Consider the following 16,549-nt stretch of genomic DNA (forward strand, 5'->3'; position numbering starts at 1 on the left):
GTACAGTCGCCGCTAATTCTCCTGCTGCCAAGGCGAAATGGATGTGGTGGTGAACGACCGTCACCCGTCGGCGGGCCCGGCTCAGTCCGTGCCCGCTCCCGATGCCCCCTATGGGCACGGGCACTACGTGGCGTACGAGCAGCCATACGCTCCGCAGGGCTACACCGGATACGGCCACCATGCCTCCGGCCACTGGGACACGAACACCGCCGATCAGTGGGGCGCCGGCAGCCACACCCAGACCTGGGACTTCAGCGGTTACGACCTCGGCCACGACGGCACGGGCCAGTACGCCGCCCAGCAGTGGGACACCTCCGGCGGATCCGGTCAATGGGACCTCTCCGGCGCGGCCGCCGCAGCCGCTCATCCACCCGCCCAGCCGTCCGGGCAGTGGGACACGGGTGCCTGGAGCGCCGCCGGTTCGGCAGCAGGGACCTATGACACGGGCCAGCACCACTCCGGCCAGTGGGATCAGTGGGACACCACTGGGCAGAATCAATACTTCACCCAGACCGCCCAGCCCGCCGCCCAGCCGGCCGCCCAGTCCTGGGACACGTCAGGGCAATGGGACACGTCCGGGCAATGGGACTCCGGCCAGTGGGACCTGAGCGCCCAGGCGACCCAGACCTGGGACGCCGGCGCGTACGCGGCCGCCGACGAACCGCGGCCCCAGGACCACCCCCAGGCGGAGCAGCAGCAGCCCGAGGTGGGGCACACCCCCACCGTCATGGTCGACGTCTCCGGCATCCCCGGCCTCTCCGAGGCCGCCGGTGTCGCCGCCGCCGAGACCTGCGCGATGGTGATCCCCCCGCCGCCGGAGGAGACCAAGGGCATCGGGAACGCCGGAGCCACCGGGGACGACGCCGCGCCGGTGTCGTCCCGGGCACGGAACCGTGCCGAGGTCCCGCACCAGTCCCGTGGCAACCGCCGCAAAGGGGCTCCCTCCCGCGCCGGTTACCGCCCGCGTCGCAAGGCGCTGCTCACCATCGCCGTCCCCTCGGTCGCCGTCATGGGGGTGGCCGGGATCGCGGCCGCGTCCGTCATGACCGGCGGACAGAAGGACGCCCAGCAGACCACCGCGGCCTCCGCCCCGGACAACTCCGTCAAGCTCTCCGCCGCCAACAGCAAGCTGGACACCCAGCTCGCCGGCCTCAGCCAGGGCGCCGACGACTTCGCCACCCGCGCCAGCCGCACCCAGGAGCGGATCGACCTCAAGGTCCGCCAGGAAGAGGACCGCAAGCGCCAGGCCGAGGAAGCCGCCCGCAAGGAACGCGAACGTCCCAAGTTCGCCCTGCCCGTCGCCCAGCACGGGCTCAGCGCCTACTTCGGCCAGGCGGGCGTCAACTGGATGTCGGTGCACACCGGCATCGACTTCCCCGTCAGCTACGGCACGCCCGTCATGGCCGCCAACGACGGAACGGTCAGCACGCAGTACAACGTGGCCTACGGCAACATGGCCAAGGTGACGTCATCGGACGGCACCGAGACCTGGTACTGCCACCTCAGCAGCTACAAGCTCCGCTCCGGGCCGGTCAAGGCCGGGGACGTCATCGCCTACTCCGGCAACTCCGGCAACTCCACCGGCCCGCACCTCCACTTCGAGGTACACCCGGGCGGCTCGGCCATAGACCCCCTCCCCTGGCTCCGCAGCCACGACCTGGACCCGACGTAAAGAACCCCGCGCCCCAAAGGGGCGCGGGGCAGTGTCGATGTGCGGCTACCGCCGCGTGGGCGCGCTCAGCCACAACCGGCCCGCAGCCGACCGAACAGCTAGAGCTTCTCCACCGGCGCATACCGCAGAAGCAACCGCTTCGGCTTCTCACCGCCGAAGTCGATCGACGCCTCCGCGTTGTCACCGCTGCCCTTGACCGCCACGACCGTGCCCAGCCCGAACGAGTCGTGCGTGACCCGGTCGCCGATGGCCAGCGCCACGACGTCGCGCTCCTTCGCACGCCGCGTCGCGAAGCCGCTCGACGCCGGCTTGCCGCCGCGCGCCGAGCCGAAGCCGGACGAGAACCCGGACGAGAACCCGGACGTGATGCCGGAACCCGACCGGGGCGACCCGCCGCCCGCGCCCAGCGAGGACGCCGACGGCGTCGCGGGCCCGGTGCGGCGCCACGTCAGGTGCTGCTCCGGGATCTCCTCCAGGAACCGCGACGGCGGGTTGTACGCGGGCTGGCCCCAGGCGCTGCGCATGCTCGCCCGGGTCAGGTACAGCCGCTCGCGGGCGCGGGTGATGCCCACGTAGGCGAGCCGCCGCTCCTCCTCCAGTTCCTTGGCCTGGCCGAGGGCCCTCATGTGCGGGAAGACGCCGTCCTCCATGCCGGTGAGGAAGACGACCGGGAACTCCAGGCCCTTCGCGGTGTGGAGGGTCATCAGCGTGATGACGCCGGTGCCCTCCGCGTCCTCGTCGGGGATCTGGTCGGAGTCGGCGACGAGCGCGACCTTCTCCAGGAACTCGGCGAGCGTGCCGGGGTTCTCGGCGCCCTCTTCGGAAGCCCGCTCCTGCTCGAATTCCAGGGCGACCGCGGCGAGCTCCTGGAGGTTCTCCACGCGGGTCTCGTCCTGGGGGTCCGTGGACGCCTGGAGTTCGGCGAGATAGCCCGTGCGCTCCAGGACCGCCTCCAGGACGGTCGCGGGGCCCGCCCCGGACTCGACGACCGTGCGGAGCTCCTCCAGCAGGACGTTGAAGCGCTTGACCGCGTTCGCCGAGCGGGCGGCCATGCCGTAGGCCTCGTCGACGCGGCGCAGCGCCTGCGCGAAGCTGACCTTCTCCCGGAGTGCCAGCGCCTCGATCATGGCCTCGGCGCGCTCGCCGATGCCGCGCTTGGGCACGTTGAGGATGCGCCGCAGGGGCACGGTGTCCTCGGGGTTGGCCAGCACCCGCAGATAGGCCAGGACGTCCCGGACCTCCTTGCGCTCGTAGAAGCGCACTCCGCCGACGACCTTGTAGGGCAGGCCGACGCGGATGAAGATCTCTTCGAAGACACGGGACTGGGCGTTGGTGCGGTAGAAGACGGCGACGTCGCCCGCCTTGGCGTCGCCCGCGTCCGTCAGCCGGTCGATCTCGTCGGCGACGAACTGCGCCTCGTCGTGCTCGGTGTCGGCGACGTAGCCGGTGATGGTGCTGCCCGCGCCGGCCTGCGTCCACAGGTTCTTGGGGCGGCGGTTCTGGTTGCGCTCGATGACCGCGTTGGCCGCGCTGAGGATCGTCTGCGTGGAGCGGTAGTTCTGCTCCAGCAGGATCGTGGTGGCGTCCGGGTAGTCCTCCTCGAACTGGAGGATGTTGCGGATGGTGGCACCGCGGAAGGCGTAGATCGACTGGTCGGCGTCGCCGACGACGCACAGCTCGCCGACGCCCTCCTCGCCCGCCGTCTCCGGCGTGCCCACGAGCTCGCGCACCAGCGTGTACTGGGCGTGGTTGGTGTCCTGGTACTCGTCGACCAGGACGTGCCGGAAGCGGCGGCGGTAGTGCTCGGCCACGTCCGGGAACGCCTGGAGCAGGTGGACGGTGGTCATGATGATGTCGTCGAAGTCCAGGGCGTTGGCCTCGCGCAGCCGCGCCTGGTACATCGTGTACGCCTCGGCGAGCGTCTTCTCGAAGCCGTCCGCGGCCTTCGCCGCGAAGGCCTCCTCGTCGATGAGCTCGTTCTTGAGGTTGGAGATCTTCGCGCTGAAGGACTTCGGCGGGAACTTCTTCGGGTCGAGGTCGAGGTCCCGGCAGACGAGCGCCATGAGGCGCTTGGAGTCGGCCGCGTCGTAGATCGAGAAGGAGGACGTGAAGCCCAGCTTCTTGCTCTCGCGGCGCAGGATCCGCACGCACGCGCTGTGGAAGGTCATGACCCACATGGCGTTGGCGCGGGGGCCGACGAGCTGCTCGACGCGCTCCTTCATCTCGCCGGCGGCCTTGTTGGTGAAGGTGATCGCGAGGATCTGTCCCGGGTGCACATGGCGCGCGCCCAGGAGGTACGCGATGCGGTGGGTGAGCACCCGGGTCTTGCCGGAGCCGGCACCCGCGACGATCAGCAGCGGGGAGCCCGTGTGGACGACGGCCTCGCGCTGCTGGTCGTTCATCCCCTCCAGCAGCGCGACGGGGTCCACGACGGGGCGGGCGGCGCCGTCGCGGTAGAACGCCTCCCTGGGTACGGGCGCGTCGAAGGCACCGCCGAAGAGGTCGTCCGGCAAGGACTCCGGAGCCGTGTCCTCCGGAGGCGGAGGGGGCTCCTCCTCGGCAGGGGCCAGGTCCGCCAGGAAGCTGTCGTCAAAGAGGCTGCTCATCGCCTCCCGAGTCTAGGCCGCCCCACCGACAGCCGAGCCTGGATCCGCCCGACAGTGGCGGGGCCCACAACCCGGACCGTCCATGGCCGGGCGGCCCGTGGCGGGTCAGATCCAGAGCACCGCGATGAAGATGTTCGCCGCCGTCAGCGCGCCCACCGTGCCGAACGCGGCGGCCTCGACCTTCTCCTCGTCCCGCTTCACATAGACCAGGCCCAGGATCACGACGAGCAGGGCGAGCTTCACGCCGATCTTCACGGTGTTGACCGTGTCGCCCTGGCCCTGGTGGAGGCCGACCAGCGCGACGCCCGTGACCAGCATCGTCAGCGCGCCGTGCAGCATCGCCGGCACCATGCGGGCCTCGCCCTTGCCCATCGCCTTCATCTGCGTGAGGAACCCGCCGAGCAGGGAGGCGATGCCGATGATGTGGAGGCCGACGACGGCGTGAATGAGAACGTCCATGAGCACCGACCCTAGCCGGGGCCATAGCACCGCTCCGCGTCGAGGTGGGGCAGGGACACCACCTCGGTCAGTCCCCGGCACCGTCCTTCCCAGTCAGCAGGGGCGGCCCGCCAGGTGCGATCGCCAAACAGCCGATTCAGGGCAATAGCGGTCATGGCCGTTTCCCGGTGATCCCGAGGTTTAGCGTCCTCCTCCAGACGGCGGTGGCCCGCCCTCACCCCCCCTCGTGCGGGCCGCCGCCGCGCACCCCTGCCGGACGGAAGGAAGTGACGGCCGCCGTGGCCACGCACCGAAAGCCCAAGCAGCACCCTCTCGCCGGCAGCACCGCCCGTACCGCGGCCACACTCGCCCTGGCGGGCGCGGCCACCGCCACCGTGCTCGAGGGCACCGGCCACGCCGCCCCCGCGCCCACCCCCGCGCAGGCCAGGGCCCAGGTGGCCCGGTACTACCAGCAGGCCGAGGTCGCCACCGAGCAGTACAACGGGGTGAAGGAACGCTCGGACCGCGCCCGCTCGGTGCTCGCCGGGCTCCAGGACGAGGCCGCCCGCAAGACCGAGCGCCTCAACGCCGCCCGCAACGCGCTGGGCTCCTTCGCCGCCGCCCAGTACCGGGGCGGCTCGATGCCCACGAGCATGCGGCTGCTGCTGTCGACCAGCCCGGACCGGTTCCTGGAGAGCGCCTCGCTGGCCGACCGCGCGGGCCAGGGGCAGGCCGCCGCGATCTCCCGGGTCCGTCAGGAGCTGCTGGACGTCCAGCGGGTGCGGACGACGGCGGAGGCGCGGCTCGCCGAGATCCGGCGCGAGGAGAGCGCGCTCGCCGCGCACAAACGCACCATCGAGGCCAAGCTGGACCGGGCCCGGCAGCTGCTGAGCGAGCTGCCCGCCGAGGAGGCCACCGCGATCCGTACGGACGCCGGCACGGGCGTGGCGAGGGTGGCGGACACCGCGAAGGCGTCCGTCGCGAAGGGCTCGGAGGCGGTCGGCTCCGAGGCGGTCGGCGAGGTGGCCCGCGCGGTGTCGGGGCGTGCGGCGCGGGCGGTGGCGTTCGCGTACTCCGCGCTCGGCAAGCCGTACGAGTGGGGGGCGACCGGCCCGTCGGCCTTCGACTGCTCGGGGCTCACCCAGGCCGCGTGGCAGGCGGCGGGGGTGTCCCTGCCGCGCACCACCTACACCCAGATCAACGCCGGGCGGCGGATCGCCCGGGACCGGCTCGCCCCGGGCGATCTGGTGTTCTTCTACTCCGGGATCAGCCACGTCGGCCTCTACGTCGGCGACGGCAAGATGATCCACGCCCCGCATCCGGGGGCCCCGGTGCGGGTCGCGCCGGTCGACGAGATGCCGTTCGCGGGGGCGACGCGGCCGGCGTGAGGCCCCTGGGCCTGGGCCGTAGGGCCTGGCCGTGCGGCTGCCTACGGGCTAGTGGGCCACCTGCTTGGTCAGCCACTTGAAGACGTCCGGGACCTGCCGCTTCCAGACGGCCGTGCCGTGGCCGCCCGCGCCCGCCGGCACCAGGACGGTCTGCACGGTCGTCGGCGGCTTGGCCGCCTGCTTGAGCGCCTGCCCGCCCTGGTAGCCGTCGGCCTCGGCGCCGGAGACGAAGAGCGCCACCTTGGGCGGGGTCGCGGCGTGCTGGAGGATCTTCAGCGGGTTGTTGGCCTCGCGCAGTTCCGGGGTCTTCGCGGTGAGCGCGCCGGGCTCGCCGACGGGGTCGTTGTAGCCGGACAGGCTCACGCCCGCGCGGTAGCGGTCGGGGTGCGCGACGGCCAGCTTGGCGGCGCAGTGGGCGCCCGCGGAGTAGCCGGCGATCGCCCAGCCGTCGGCCCGGTCGTCGGCGCGGAAGGTGTCGGTGACCATCTTGCGGACGTCGACGCTGAGCCAGGTGTCGGCGTTGACCTTGCCGGGGATGTTGGCGCAGCCGGTGTCGGTGTCGCCGAGGAGGGTGGTGCGCGGCGCCACGATGATGAAGGGGGCCACCTCGCCCCGCTGCATCATGGGCTTGAGCTGGGTGTTCACCTCAAGGGTGCCGAACCAGGCCTTCGCCGAGCCGGGGAAGCCGGGCAGCACCTCGACCACGGGGAACTTCTTGTCCTTGTACGCGGGGTCGTCGTACTGCGGGGGCAGCCAGACGTAGACCTCGCCCTCCACGCCGGATATGTGGCCCTTGAGCTCGGTCTCCAGGACACCGGGGCCCATGCGCCTGTCGGCGGTGGGCTTGAACTTGGCGACCGTCCTCGGCGCCTGGTCGGCCGCCTTGCCGCCGGTGCCGTCCGGGCCGAGGTCGGCGGCCGCCCTGACGTGGTCGCCGGTGCCGAGGAGATCGGCCCAGGTGTCGAAGAGACCGTTGCTGTTGTTGACGACCACGAAGACCATCACGATCGCCGTGGCCTGCGCGAACAGCAGCATCAGGAAGCGCACCGCGTGCCGGACGGGCCGCGGCCCGCCTATTCGGCCCCAGAGGCCCAGCGGCAGCGCGAGGGCCACCACGACCAGGGCGATCGTGATCAGGAGGAAGGGGGTCCCCGTCAGGCTCATCGGATCATCGGGCTCTCGTTCGCGGTGCTGTTCCTGTCGCCAGTGACTAGATGGCGAGGAACTCCACGAGGTTCCGCCGATGGCCGCCCGACGGGCGAGGGTCACACCAGGCGACGTGCCGTCGCCCAGCGTGTCAGCTCGTGCCGGTTGGACAGCTGGAGCTTGCGCAGCACCGCCGAGACATGCGATTCCACGGTCTTCACGGAGATGAAGAGCTGCTTGGCGATCTCCTTGTAGGCGTAGCCGCGCGCGATCAGCCGCAGCACCTCGCGCTCGCGCTGGGTCAGCCGGTCGAGGTCCTCGTCGACGGGCGGGGCGTCCGTGGAGGCGAAGGCGTCGAGGACGAAGCCGGCCAGGCGGGGCGAGAAGACCGCGTCGCCGTCCTTGATCCGGAAGATGGCGTCGACCAGATCACCGCCGGTGATCGTCTTGGTGACGTAGCCGCGGGCGCCGCCCCGGATGACGCCGATGACGTCCTCGGCGGCGTCGGAGACGGACAGGGCGAGGAAGCGGACCGGGCTCTCCTGGCCGGTCATCAGCGAGGCGCAGCGGCGCAGCACCTCGACCCCGCCGCCGCCGGGCAGGTGGACGTCCAGCAGCACCACCTCGGGGCGGGTCGCGGTGATCACCGTGACCGCCTGGTCGACGTCGGCGGCCTCGCCGACCACCTCGACGCCCGTACGGTCCGTGGCCCCGATCTCGGCCTGCACGCCCGTCCGGAACATCCGGTGGTCGTCGACCAGCACGACCCGGACGTGGCGCTCCGCCGTCTCCCCTGCCGTCTGCTCGGTCGTCATCCGTTCTCCGCCCTCTCCATCTCCAGCTCCCATTCCGTCCCCCCGCCGGGCGCGGGTCGCACGCGAGCGGTGCCGCCGTTGCGCTGCATCCGGCCGATGATCGACTCCCGGACGCCCATCCGGTCCTCCGGTACCGCGTCCAGGTCGAAACCGGGGCCGCGGTCACGCACCGAGATGAAGACCGTACGCCCCTCGACCTCCGCGTACACCTGCACGGCTCCGCCCTCGCCACCGTACTTGGCCGCGTTGACCATGGCCTCACGGGCCGCCTGGAGCTGGGCGTCCAGCCGGTCGTCGAGGGGGCAGTCGCCGACCACGACGACTTCGATGGGCACCCCGTGGTGGTCCTCGACGCGGGCGGCGGTGTCCCGGACGGCTTCGCCGAGGGTGCTGGGCCCCTCGGCCTCCTCCTTGCCGCGGCCCTCGGGGTCGTAGAGCCAGTTGCGCAGCTCGCGCTCCTGGGCGCGGGCGAGCCGGGCGACCTCGCGGGCGTCCTCGGCGTTGCGCTGGATGAGGGTGAGCGTGTGGAGGACGGAGTCGTGGACGTGGGCGGCGACCTCGGCGCGCTCCTGGGCCCGGATGCGCATGGTCCGCTCGGCGGAGAGGTCCTGGGCCATCCGGACGACCGAGGGCCCTGCCAGCAGCGCGATGCCGACCACCATGGCGAGCGACGCCTGGAGGACCGTCCCCAGGTGCTCGACGGAGCCCTGGAGGACGACGACGCCGGTGGCGCCGACGCCGACCAGCACCACGCCCGCGCCCGCCCGCGCGAGGGGCAGGACGCGCTTGCGGCGGCCGACCTCCACCCAGTGGGCGCGGCGGGCGTTGTCGGCCTGGCGCCAGACGAGGGCGACGCCCGCGCAGATCAGCACGAGGGGCACGAGGTAGGCGTTGGCACGGCCGAGGTGGAGGCGGTCGAGGAAGACGAAGGCACTGACGACGAGCGCGACGAGAGCGGCGACCTGCCCCCGGTCGGGCTTGCGGGCGAGCAGCCTGCGGTGCCCGTCGGCGGAGACGGAGACCTCCGCGAACGGCCGGCGCGGGGCTTCGACACCGCCGACGCCGAGCGGCACGACGAACCAGAACACCGCGTAGAGCAGCGCGCCCATCCCCTGAGCCATCATCAGCGCCACGAACACCAGCCGCACCCAGGCCACCGGCACGCCCAGATGCCCGGCCAGCCCGCGCGCCACGCCGCCGAGCATCCGCCCTTCGTCGCTGCGGTAGAGCTTGCGCAGGGGCGGGCCGTCGGGGTGCGGAGCGGTGGTCATGCACTGATCGTCACATGGTCGGCCCCGCGCGGACATCAGGGTCGACCCTGACCGGACCCGGGGATTACCGAGGGTGACGGGAGGTCAGGCCCGGCCCGGTCCGGCCGGGCCCCGGTCAGAGCTGCTTCCCCGTGCGGAAGCCCTCGCGGACCACGTCGAACACGGGCCGGTGACGCTCCCAGTCGGCCTTCGGGGCGGACAGGTAGATGGCGTACTCGGCGCCGCCCTCGCGGCCGAAGCCCAGGTCGACCGCCTGGAAGTCCCGGACCCGGCCGGACCAGGTGAACTCCCAGATCGCCGCCGGTTCGTCGCGGAAGGTCGTCTCCTGGAGCCGGCCCCGGCGGTAGTTCCTGATCTCCGAGGAGGCCTTGAGCTGCTGTTCGACGTCCTTCCAGTGCTGGACGTGGTCACGGCCCGCGAAGTCCAGGACGTTGATCTTGAGGCCGACGAGCCCGGTCCGGTCGATGTAGTCGACCTCGCGGGAGGACTTCTCCTGCCGGGTCCAGCCGTCGGGGACGGGGAAGGAGACGCCGAGCCGCTTCTCCTCGACGAGGTGGTAGCCCTGGGGGACGGGCGGGTAGGTCGGCGGCGGCTTCGGCGTGGGGGTGGCGCTGCGGGCCGGGGCCGGCGTCGGGGTGGTGTCGGGCCGCTCGGCGGAGGTGTCCTCGCCGCCGCCCTGGGTGAGGACGTACGCGCAGGCGGCGAGGGCGCCCGCGACGACGGTCGCGGCGACCGCCCACCACCAGCGGGCCGCCCGGCGGCGGGGCTTGACGGGGGCGGGCGCGGGCGCGGTGGACGAGGGCGGAGTGGACGAAGGCGGGACGGCGGGCCCGACGGTGGGTGCGGCGACCGTCGGCGCGGTCGCCGGGACGGTCGAGGCGGTCGTCGGCGCCGTCGCCGTGGCGTCCGGCCGGGGCGCGGGGGCGGGAGTGGGGGCAGGAGTGGGGGCGGGGGCTGGGGTGGCTTCCGCGCCGGCCCGCTGCCCGGCGGACGGGGCGGCGGCCGACTCCGGGCCGGGCGGGGCAGGGCGGGGCGCGGGGGGCGCCGGGGGCGCGGCGAGTCCGTGGGGCGTCCGATGGGCGGCCGTGGTGGCCTCGGCCGCCGGCTCCCGGAGGATCTGCTCGACCAGCTCGGCCGGGGGCCGCAGGGCCGGGTCCTTGGCCAGCAGCGTCTCGATCAGCTTGGTCAGCGGCCCCGCGTGCCGGGGCGGCAGCAGCGGGTCCATGGCGATGGCGTACGCCGTCTCGACGGCGGTGTCCCGCCGGAACGGCGGGCGACCCTCCAGGGCCTGATAGAGCGTGGCGCCGAGCGCCCACAGATCGGAAGCCGGCCCCGGCTTGGCACCCTTGACGCGCTCGGGGGCGATGTAGTCGATCGAGCCGACCATCTCGCCGGTCTTGGTGAGAGTGGACGTACCGGTGGACTGGGCGATGCCGAAGTCGGTGAGGACGACCCGCCCGTCGTACCCGAGAAGGACGTTGCCGGGTTTCACGTCGCGGTGCAGCACCCCGGCCGCGTGCGCGGCACGCAGCGCGGCGGTCATGCCGCGCCCGATGCGGGCGGCGTCCTCGGGGCCGATCGGGCCGCGCTTGAGGACGTCGCCGAGCGTCGTGGACGGCACGTACTCCATCACGATGCAGGGCAGGCCGCCGTCCTCGGCCACATCGTGGACCACGACCACATTGGGGTGGGCGATCCGGGCCGCGCTGCGCGCCTCGCGCCGGGTGCGCTCGTAGAGGGTGGCGAGCTCGTCCTCCTCCAGGCCGGGGTTGACGTGCAACCGCTTCACCGCGACCTGACGGGCCAGCAACTCGTCCTCGGCGCGCCAGACGGTGCCCATGCCGCCCCGGCCTATCCGCTCGGCCAGGCGGTACCGGCCGGCGACCAGCCGACCCGCCTCAGGCGCTGCACCGTGCACCGCGCGACCCCCTCCGGTTCCCCCGCCATATGTTCGATGCGCCACCATAACCGGATCGATCTCAGGGGTGATCTCAGGGAACGTCCAGGGTCGCCACGGGTGCCGTACATACATTCCGGTTGACACCATGTCCTTATGACCGACGCGCCACCCACCTCCGAGCCCGCCGCCACACCACCGCTGCGGCGCAGCCGCGAGCACAAGCTGATCGCCGGGGTCTGCGGTGGGCTCGGGCGCTGCTTCGACATGGATCCCGTCATCTTCCGGGTGGCGCTCGGCGTGCTGGGCGTCACCGGCGGCCTCGGCCTGATCGTCTACGGCTTCGCCTGGCTGCTGATCCCCCTGGAGGGCGAGGAGGAGAACGAGGCGCGCCGGATGCTCTCCGGGCGTGTCGAGGGCGCGGCGCTGACCGCCGTGCTGTGCGCGCTGGTGGGCTCCGGCCTCTTCCTCTCCATGCTCAACAACAGCGGTGTGATGTCCTTCGCGCTGATGCTGATCGTCACCCTGAGCGGCGCCGCGTACTGGTCGCAGCACCGCCGGCTGGCCGAGGCCGGGCCGGAGGACACCGCGGGGGCTGAGGGCACGGCGGCCGGAGCGGCACGGACCCACAAGACGCTCAAGGCGCACAAGGCCATGGAGGCCCCGCCGGAGACCCAGGCCCCCCCGGCTCCGGGCGCCCCCTCCTGGTGGCGCGACTCCGTCCGGGACTCCGCCCCGGGCGCCCCCGGCACGGGCTACCTCTGGGGCCCGGACCACGACGTCCAGGACACCGCGGCCCCGATCCGGGACCGCGTCGCCAAGTGGGCGCACGGCTGGGCCGGAACGGTCACCGGCACCGGGCCGTACTCGACGGCCGGCCCGGCCCATGGCGCCCGCCCGTCCCCGGCCTCCGAGCGCGTCTCCGAGCGCGTTACCGGACCGGCGTCCGGGGCCGGGGTCAGTGCCGGGTCCGGGGCAGGGGCAGGCCAGGGCCCATGGCTGGGCGGCTGGACGTTCCTGCTGGCCCTGGTCGCCTTCGGCCTCGGCACCGGTCTGACCTGGCATCACCGCCCGCTGAACACCTCCCTGGAGTTCGGGCTGGCCGCCGCCCTGGTCGTCTTCGGCCTGGGCATCGCGATCAGCTCCCGGTACGGCCGCACGGGCGGCGGCACGGTCGTCGCGGCCGTGCTCACCGGCGCCCTGCTGACCGGCGCCGCCGCGCTGCCGAAGTCCGTGACCGCCGACTGGTCCCGTACGACCTGGCGCCCGGCGAGCCAGGCCGAGATCCGCGATCACTACGAACTCGGCACCGGCGTCGGCGTGCTCGACCTGACCGGCGTGCCTTGGTCCGGGTCCGGCGGGGCGGCGCCGTCCGGCGTGAGCGCGGAGGTCGGGGCGGGCAAGCTCCAGGTCGTCCTGCCGCAGGACGTCACGGCGGAGCTGAACATCCAGGTCGGCCTCGGCGACATCCAGCTCCCGGGCGAAGGCCCCCAGGACGTCGACGTCCAGCCCGGCGGGCACCGCCGGACCACACTGTCCCCCGGCGCCGGGCACCCTTCGCACGGCACCCTGCGCCTCGAACTCAAGGCCGGCATCGGCCAGGTGGAGGTGATCCGTGGCGCGGCATGACTTCGAACCGGGAAGGCTGGTCATCGGCCTGGTGCTGCTGGGCGGCGGCCTGGTCTATCTGGCGGCGGCCGACGGCCGGTGGCACATCCCCTCCTATCTGCTGCTGCCCGTCCTGGCGGGCGGATTCTGCCTGGCGGGCCTGGTCTCCTCCCTCTCCTTCTCCGTACGCCGCCGCCGGGCGCGGCTCACCGACCGCGACGGGCAGCCGTAGCGACTCGGCTGAACGGCACCCCTCCCCGGGCGCGCCCCCTCCGCCGGCCGGCCAGCACCGCGTCCGCCGAGAGCAGGGGTGCGCCCGCGAGTATCAGCGGCAGCCAGGCCATCAGATAGACGAGGTCGTTGCCGTAGTAGTAGGGCGTGGCCGCCCAGCTGACGGTCAGCCAGAGGCTGAGCGATATCAGGGCGCCTCCGGCGGCCGTGATCCGCGCGAAAAGCCCCAGGAGAGTCCCCAGGCCCACCGCGAGCTCGCCGAACGCGATCGCGTAGCCGAAGCCGACGGGACTCTTCAGCGCGAGATCCACCAGGCCCGGGAGCGCGGCCGTGCCACGCACCGACTCCATCAGGGCGCCGATGGAGCCCTGCCCGTCGCCGCTCGTCAGAAAGGCGGAGTCGGTGAGCTTGTCGAGGCCCGCGTAGACGAAGGTGATCCCGAGGAAGAGGCGCAGCGGGAGCAGGGCATAGCGCCCCAGATCCCCTCGTGCCCTGTATGACGGGCCCGACCCGTATGCCGGGCCCGCCTTGTGTGACATGCCGTCGGCCATCGCCGCCCTCGCCTTCCCTCGCCGTCCCCCGCGCGTCGTACTCCGACCATACGTACGGAACGCGCGACGCGTTCAGCCCTGTGGACAACCCCGGCCGGGAACGGCGGGGGTTGTCCACAGGGCTTGCGCGTCATGGGGACGGCGTGGTGGGGATATGCGTCAGGCTCCGGAGCGGACGCCCAGCGCGCTGCCGTCCAGCCACTGCTCCCAGGTCAGGTTCCAGTCGCCGTAGCCGTTGCCGAAGTGGTCCATGGGCTTGGGCTTGGTGCTGCCGGTGACCTGGACGACGTCGCCCTTGAGGGTCAGCTCGTACAGCCACTTGGCGTCGGTGGTGGACATGCCGATGCAGCCGTGGCTGACGTTCTCCTTGCCGAAGGACTCGGCGTTGTCGGGTGCCGCGTGGACGTACTCGCCGCTGACCGTCTCGCGCATGCTGTAGTCGTACGAGCCGTAGAAGCCGTCGGGGTGGTTGCGCGGGATACCGATGGAGAGCGAGTCCATGACGACGCGGCCCTCCTTGGCGAGGATGGTCTTGACGCCCTCGCGGGTGCCGAAGCCCTTCGATTCGTCGCCACCGCTGACCGAGATGGTGCGCAGGGTCTTGCCGTTGCGGACGACGGTCAGCTTGTGGGTCTTGAGGTCCACGGTGTTGACCATCGAGTCGCCGATGGTGAAGGAGATCGTCCGGTCGCGGTCGGCCGCGGTGCCCTCGGCGAGCTTCACGCCCGCGAGCCGCGCGTCGAGAGTGACCTTGGTGCCGGCGGGCCAGTACTTCTCGGGACGGAAGTGGACGCGCGTGTCGCCCTTGGACTCGTTCCAGTGCCAGGCGCCGGGGACCTGCGGGGAGGTGGAGACCTTCAGCCGTCCCTCGATGCCGGCGCGCAGCTCCTTGGCGACCTTCTGCTGCTTGAAGACGATCGCGATGGGCTGGCCCACGCCGACCTTCTCGCCGTTGGCCGGGGCGATCTCGGGCCGCACGACCTTGGCGGCGCCCTTGAGCAGCGCGGCCTCCGGTGCGGGCTTCTCCGTGACGGGGGCGGGGCTGGAGGGGGTGGCGGCGGACGAGGCCGGCGCGGAGGACTTCGCGGGCCGCTCCTCGGCCTCGGCGCCACCGCCGCACGCCGTGACGGCCAGCCCGGTCAGGGCGAGGGCGGCGGACAGCCCGACGGCACGGGTGAGGCGCATGGTTCTCCTACCGGTTCATGACACGACAGAGCCGAGGCGGGCCGCCTCGGCTTCCGACCATCGTAAACAAGGTAAAAGAACTGCAAAGACGCCCAAAAGAACGAGCCACCCCCGCCGAACGGCGGGGGTGGACGACCCGGCCGGGGCCTCGTTCCGGAGCGGTCCTGATCAGGCCGGATCGGATCAGGCCGGATCGGGCCGGGATCGACCCGGCTCAGTCCAGCAGGTCCGGCTCACTGCGGGTGATCTGCTGATACAGCGGCTGGTAGTTGATCCACGCCACCAGGTCGCTCCCCAGCTGGTCACGGGTGTGCTCGGCGCTCTTCGGATCGATGAGCACGGGCTTCCCGGCGGCCTTCGCCGCCAGCTGCACCTGGCAGGACCGTTCCATCGTGATGAACCACCACGCGGCCGCGTCCACCGAGTCGCCGACGGTCAGCAGCCCGTGATTGCGGAGGATCACCGCCTTGTGCGGCCCGAGGGCGGAGGCGATGCGCCGCCCCTCCTCCTCGTCCACCACGACGCCCGTGTAGTCGTCGAAGAGCGCGTGGTCCTGGTAGAACGCGCAGACGTCCTGGGTGATCGGCTCCAGCAGCTCCCCCAGAGTCGACATCGCGCGTCCGTAGGTGGAGTGGCTGTGTGCGGCGGCGACGACGTCGGGGCGGGCGCGGTGGATCTGCGAGTGGATCGCGAAGGCCGCCTGATTGACGTGATGGCGGCCCTGGACGACCTGCCCCTTGTGGTTCACCAGGATCAGATCGCCGACGGCGATGTGCTTGAAGGACATGCCGAACGGATTGACCCAGAAGTGATCGGTGAACTCCGGGTCCCGCGCGGTGATGTGGCCCGCGACGCCCTCCTCGAACCCGAACCGCCCGAACAGCCGCAACGCGGCGGCCAGCCGCTCCTTGCGATACCGCCGCTCGTCCTCGACGGAGTCGTGCTTGGGGGGCATGGCGAAGTGGAGCTGGTCGGTGGGTATGGGGGTGGGGGGCGATGCGCTGGCGCCGGCCTCGGGCATGGTGCGGCCTCCTCCGTGATCCCTGGCTGTCAGGAAACTACCGCCGGGCATCAAAGGAGGCCAGGGCCCGAGACTCAGCCGCCCTGCACGGGGCGACGCCGATTGATCGCGGTGAGGTCGATGTCGATGCGAAAGGGAACGCTCAGCGTGAGCTTGTCGTGATAGATGCCGGTGAGGGCATAGGACTTGGCGACAGGGGCGAGTTCATAGACATATACGACGGGCAACCCGTCGTTCTTCTCGACCAGCCAGAAGTGCGGGATGCCCGCAGCCGCGTACTTACGAGGCTTGACCTCACGGTCACGCTCGACGGAGTCCTCGGAGACAACCTCGATCGCGAGAATCACGTCTTCCGGCCTGACTCGCGTCTCCTTTGGCCCTGTGTCCACGTCGAGTGGCACCACCAGGACATCGGGCTCCGGCCGGTTTCGGTTGTTCAGCCTGACACTGAAATCCCGGAGAACGTCCAGTTCGTCCGGCGCCTGGTCCAGGAGGGTGTTTTCCAGCAACCGCATGGTCCGCAAGTGGAACTTGATCTGCGGGCTCATGAAGACGAGGCTCCCGTCAATCAGCTCAGTACGCCTGGGCAGGTTCGGAAGCCGGTCGAGGTCGTCCGCCGTCCAGCCACCCGGCGGCGGAACCGGATAGTTGTACTGCTCATCCAGCTCGAACTCGGGTGCGGCGCTCATCATTGCTCCCATACGACGGAGTCTCGCCTCT

General features: G+C 71.9%; 14 protein-coding genes. 4 read left to right on the forward strand and 10 right to left on the reverse strand.

Annotation, left to right across the window (positions count from 1 at the left end; translation table 11 throughout):
• Window positions 1-49 precede the first annotated feature (49 nt).
• Window positions 50-1,672: a peptidoglycan DD-metalloendopeptidase family protein gene (locus tag AB0E98_RS17310; RefSeq protein ID WP_361703033.1), complete on the forward strand. Its 1,623-nt coding sequence runs from the start codon at window positions 50-52 to the stop codon at window positions 1,670-1,672.
• Between the two features lie 98 nt (window positions 1,673-1,770).
• Here AB0E98_RS17310 and pcrA read toward each other — a convergent pair whose 3' ends face one another.
• Window positions 1,771-4,278 carry a DNA helicase PcrA gene (pcrA, locus tag AB0E98_RS17315; protein ID WP_361703036.1) on the reverse strand — a complete coding sequence of 836 codons (2,508 nt, stop codon included), beginning with the start codon at window positions 4,276-4,278 and terminating at the stop codon, window positions 1,771-1,773.
• Between the two features lie 105 nt (window positions 4,279-4,383).
• Window positions 4,384-4,737 carry a hypothetical protein gene (locus tag AB0E98_RS17320; protein WP_311611648.1) on the reverse strand — a complete coding sequence of 118 codons (354 nt, stop codon included), beginning with the start codon at window positions 4,735-4,737 and terminating at the stop codon, window positions 4,384-4,386.
• Between the two features lie 278 nt (window positions 4,738-5,015).
• Here AB0E98_RS17320 and AB0E98_RS17325 point away from each other — a divergent pair, with 278 nt between their 5' ends.
• Window positions 5,016-6,104 (forward strand): NlpC/P60 family protein, encoded by a 1,089-nt coding sequence (locus AB0E98_RS17325; protein WP_361703039.1) that lies wholly within the window; start codon window positions 5,016-5,018, stop codon window positions 6,102-6,104.
• 48 nt (window positions 6,105-6,152) lie between these two features.
• On the opposite strand, the gene AB0E98_RS17330 is transcribed toward AB0E98_RS17325, so the two are convergent.
• The 4 genes from AB0E98_RS17330 to AB0E98_RS17345 all read right to left on the reverse strand — a co-directional run bounded on the left by AB0E98_RS17330 (window position 6,153) and on the right by AB0E98_RS17345 (window position 11,254).
• Window positions 6,153-7,268 (reverse strand): alpha/beta hydrolase-fold protein, encoded by a 1,116-nt coding sequence (locus AB0E98_RS17330; protein ID WP_361703041.1) that lies wholly within the window; start codon window positions 7,266-7,268, stop codon window positions 6,153-6,155.
• A 101-nt stretch (window positions 7,269-7,369) separates the two neighbouring features.
• Window positions 7,370-8,065: a response regulator transcription factor gene (locus tag AB0E98_RS17335; protein WP_311611652.1), complete on the reverse strand. Its 696-nt coding sequence runs from the start codon at window positions 8,063-8,065 to the stop codon at window positions 7,370-7,372.
• Complete coding sequence (locus tag AB0E98_RS17340) at window positions 8,062-9,336, reverse strand: PspC domain-containing protein (RefSeq protein ID WP_361703044.1); 1,275 nt, start codon at window positions 9,334-9,336, stop codon at window positions 8,062-8,064. The genes AB0E98_RS17335 and AB0E98_RS17340 overlap by 4 nt, the downstream gene beginning before the upstream one ends.
• A gap of 115 nt (window positions 9,337-9,451) precedes the next feature.
• The gene (locus AB0E98_RS17345; protein ID WP_361703047.1) at window positions 9,452-11,254 is read right to left on the reverse strand and encodes a serine/threonine-protein kinase; all 1,803 of its coding nucleotides are present in this window, start codon (window positions 11,252-11,254) and stop codon (window positions 9,452-9,454) included.
• Between the two features lie 135 nt (window positions 11,255-11,389).
• On the opposite strand from AB0E98_RS17345, the gene AB0E98_RS17350 reads away from it, so the two are divergent.
• Complete coding sequence (locus AB0E98_RS17350; protein ID WP_361703050.1) at window positions 11,390-12,862, forward strand: PspC domain-containing protein; 1,473 nt, start codon at window positions 11,390-11,392, stop codon at window positions 12,860-12,862.
• Window positions 12,849-13,073: a hypothetical protein gene (locus AB0E98_RS17355; protein WP_361703051.1), complete on the forward strand. Its 225-nt coding sequence runs from the start codon at window positions 12,849-12,851 to the stop codon at window positions 13,071-13,073. The genes AB0E98_RS17350 and AB0E98_RS17355 overlap by 14 nt, the downstream gene beginning before the upstream one ends.
• Here the strand turns inward: AB0E98_RS17355 and AB0E98_RS17360 are convergent.
• The 4 genes from AB0E98_RS17360 to AB0E98_RS17375 all read right to left on the reverse strand — a co-directional run bounded on the left by AB0E98_RS17360 (window position 13,048) and on the right by AB0E98_RS17375 (window position 16,518).
• Window positions 13,048-13,611, reverse strand: coding sequence for a DoxX family protein (locus tag AB0E98_RS17360; protein ID WP_361703054.1), 564 nt, complete (start codon window positions 13,609-13,611; stop codon window positions 13,048-13,050). The two genes, AB0E98_RS17355 and AB0E98_RS17360, sit on opposite strands and share 26 nt — an antisense overlap.
• A gap of 171 nt (window positions 13,612-13,782) precedes the next feature.
• Window positions 13,783-14,808, reverse strand: coding sequence for a L,D-transpeptidase (locus tag AB0E98_RS17365; protein WP_361703057.1), 1,026 nt, complete (start codon window positions 14,806-14,808; stop codon window positions 13,783-13,785).
• A 214-nt stretch (window positions 14,809-15,022) separates the two neighbouring features.
• Window positions 15,023-15,829 (reverse strand): class II aldolase/adducin family protein, encoded by an 807-nt coding sequence (locus AB0E98_RS17370; protein ID WP_361703059.1) that lies wholly within the window; start codon window positions 15,827-15,829, stop codon window positions 15,023-15,025.
• Between the two features lie 74 nt (window positions 15,830-15,903).
• Complete coding sequence (locus tag AB0E98_RS17375; RefSeq protein ID WP_361703062.1) at window positions 15,904-16,518, reverse strand: Uma2 family endonuclease; 615 nt, start codon at window positions 16,516-16,518, stop codon at window positions 15,904-15,906.
• Between the last annotated feature and the right edge of the window lie 31 nt (window positions 16,519-16,549).

It is taken from the genome of Streptomyces sp. NPDC037389 (genome assembly GCF_040636475.1).
In the GTDB taxonomy this organism is placed as follows: domain Bacteria; phylum Actinomycetota; class Actinomycetes; order Streptomycetales; family Streptomycetaceae; genus Streptomyces; species Streptomyces hesseae.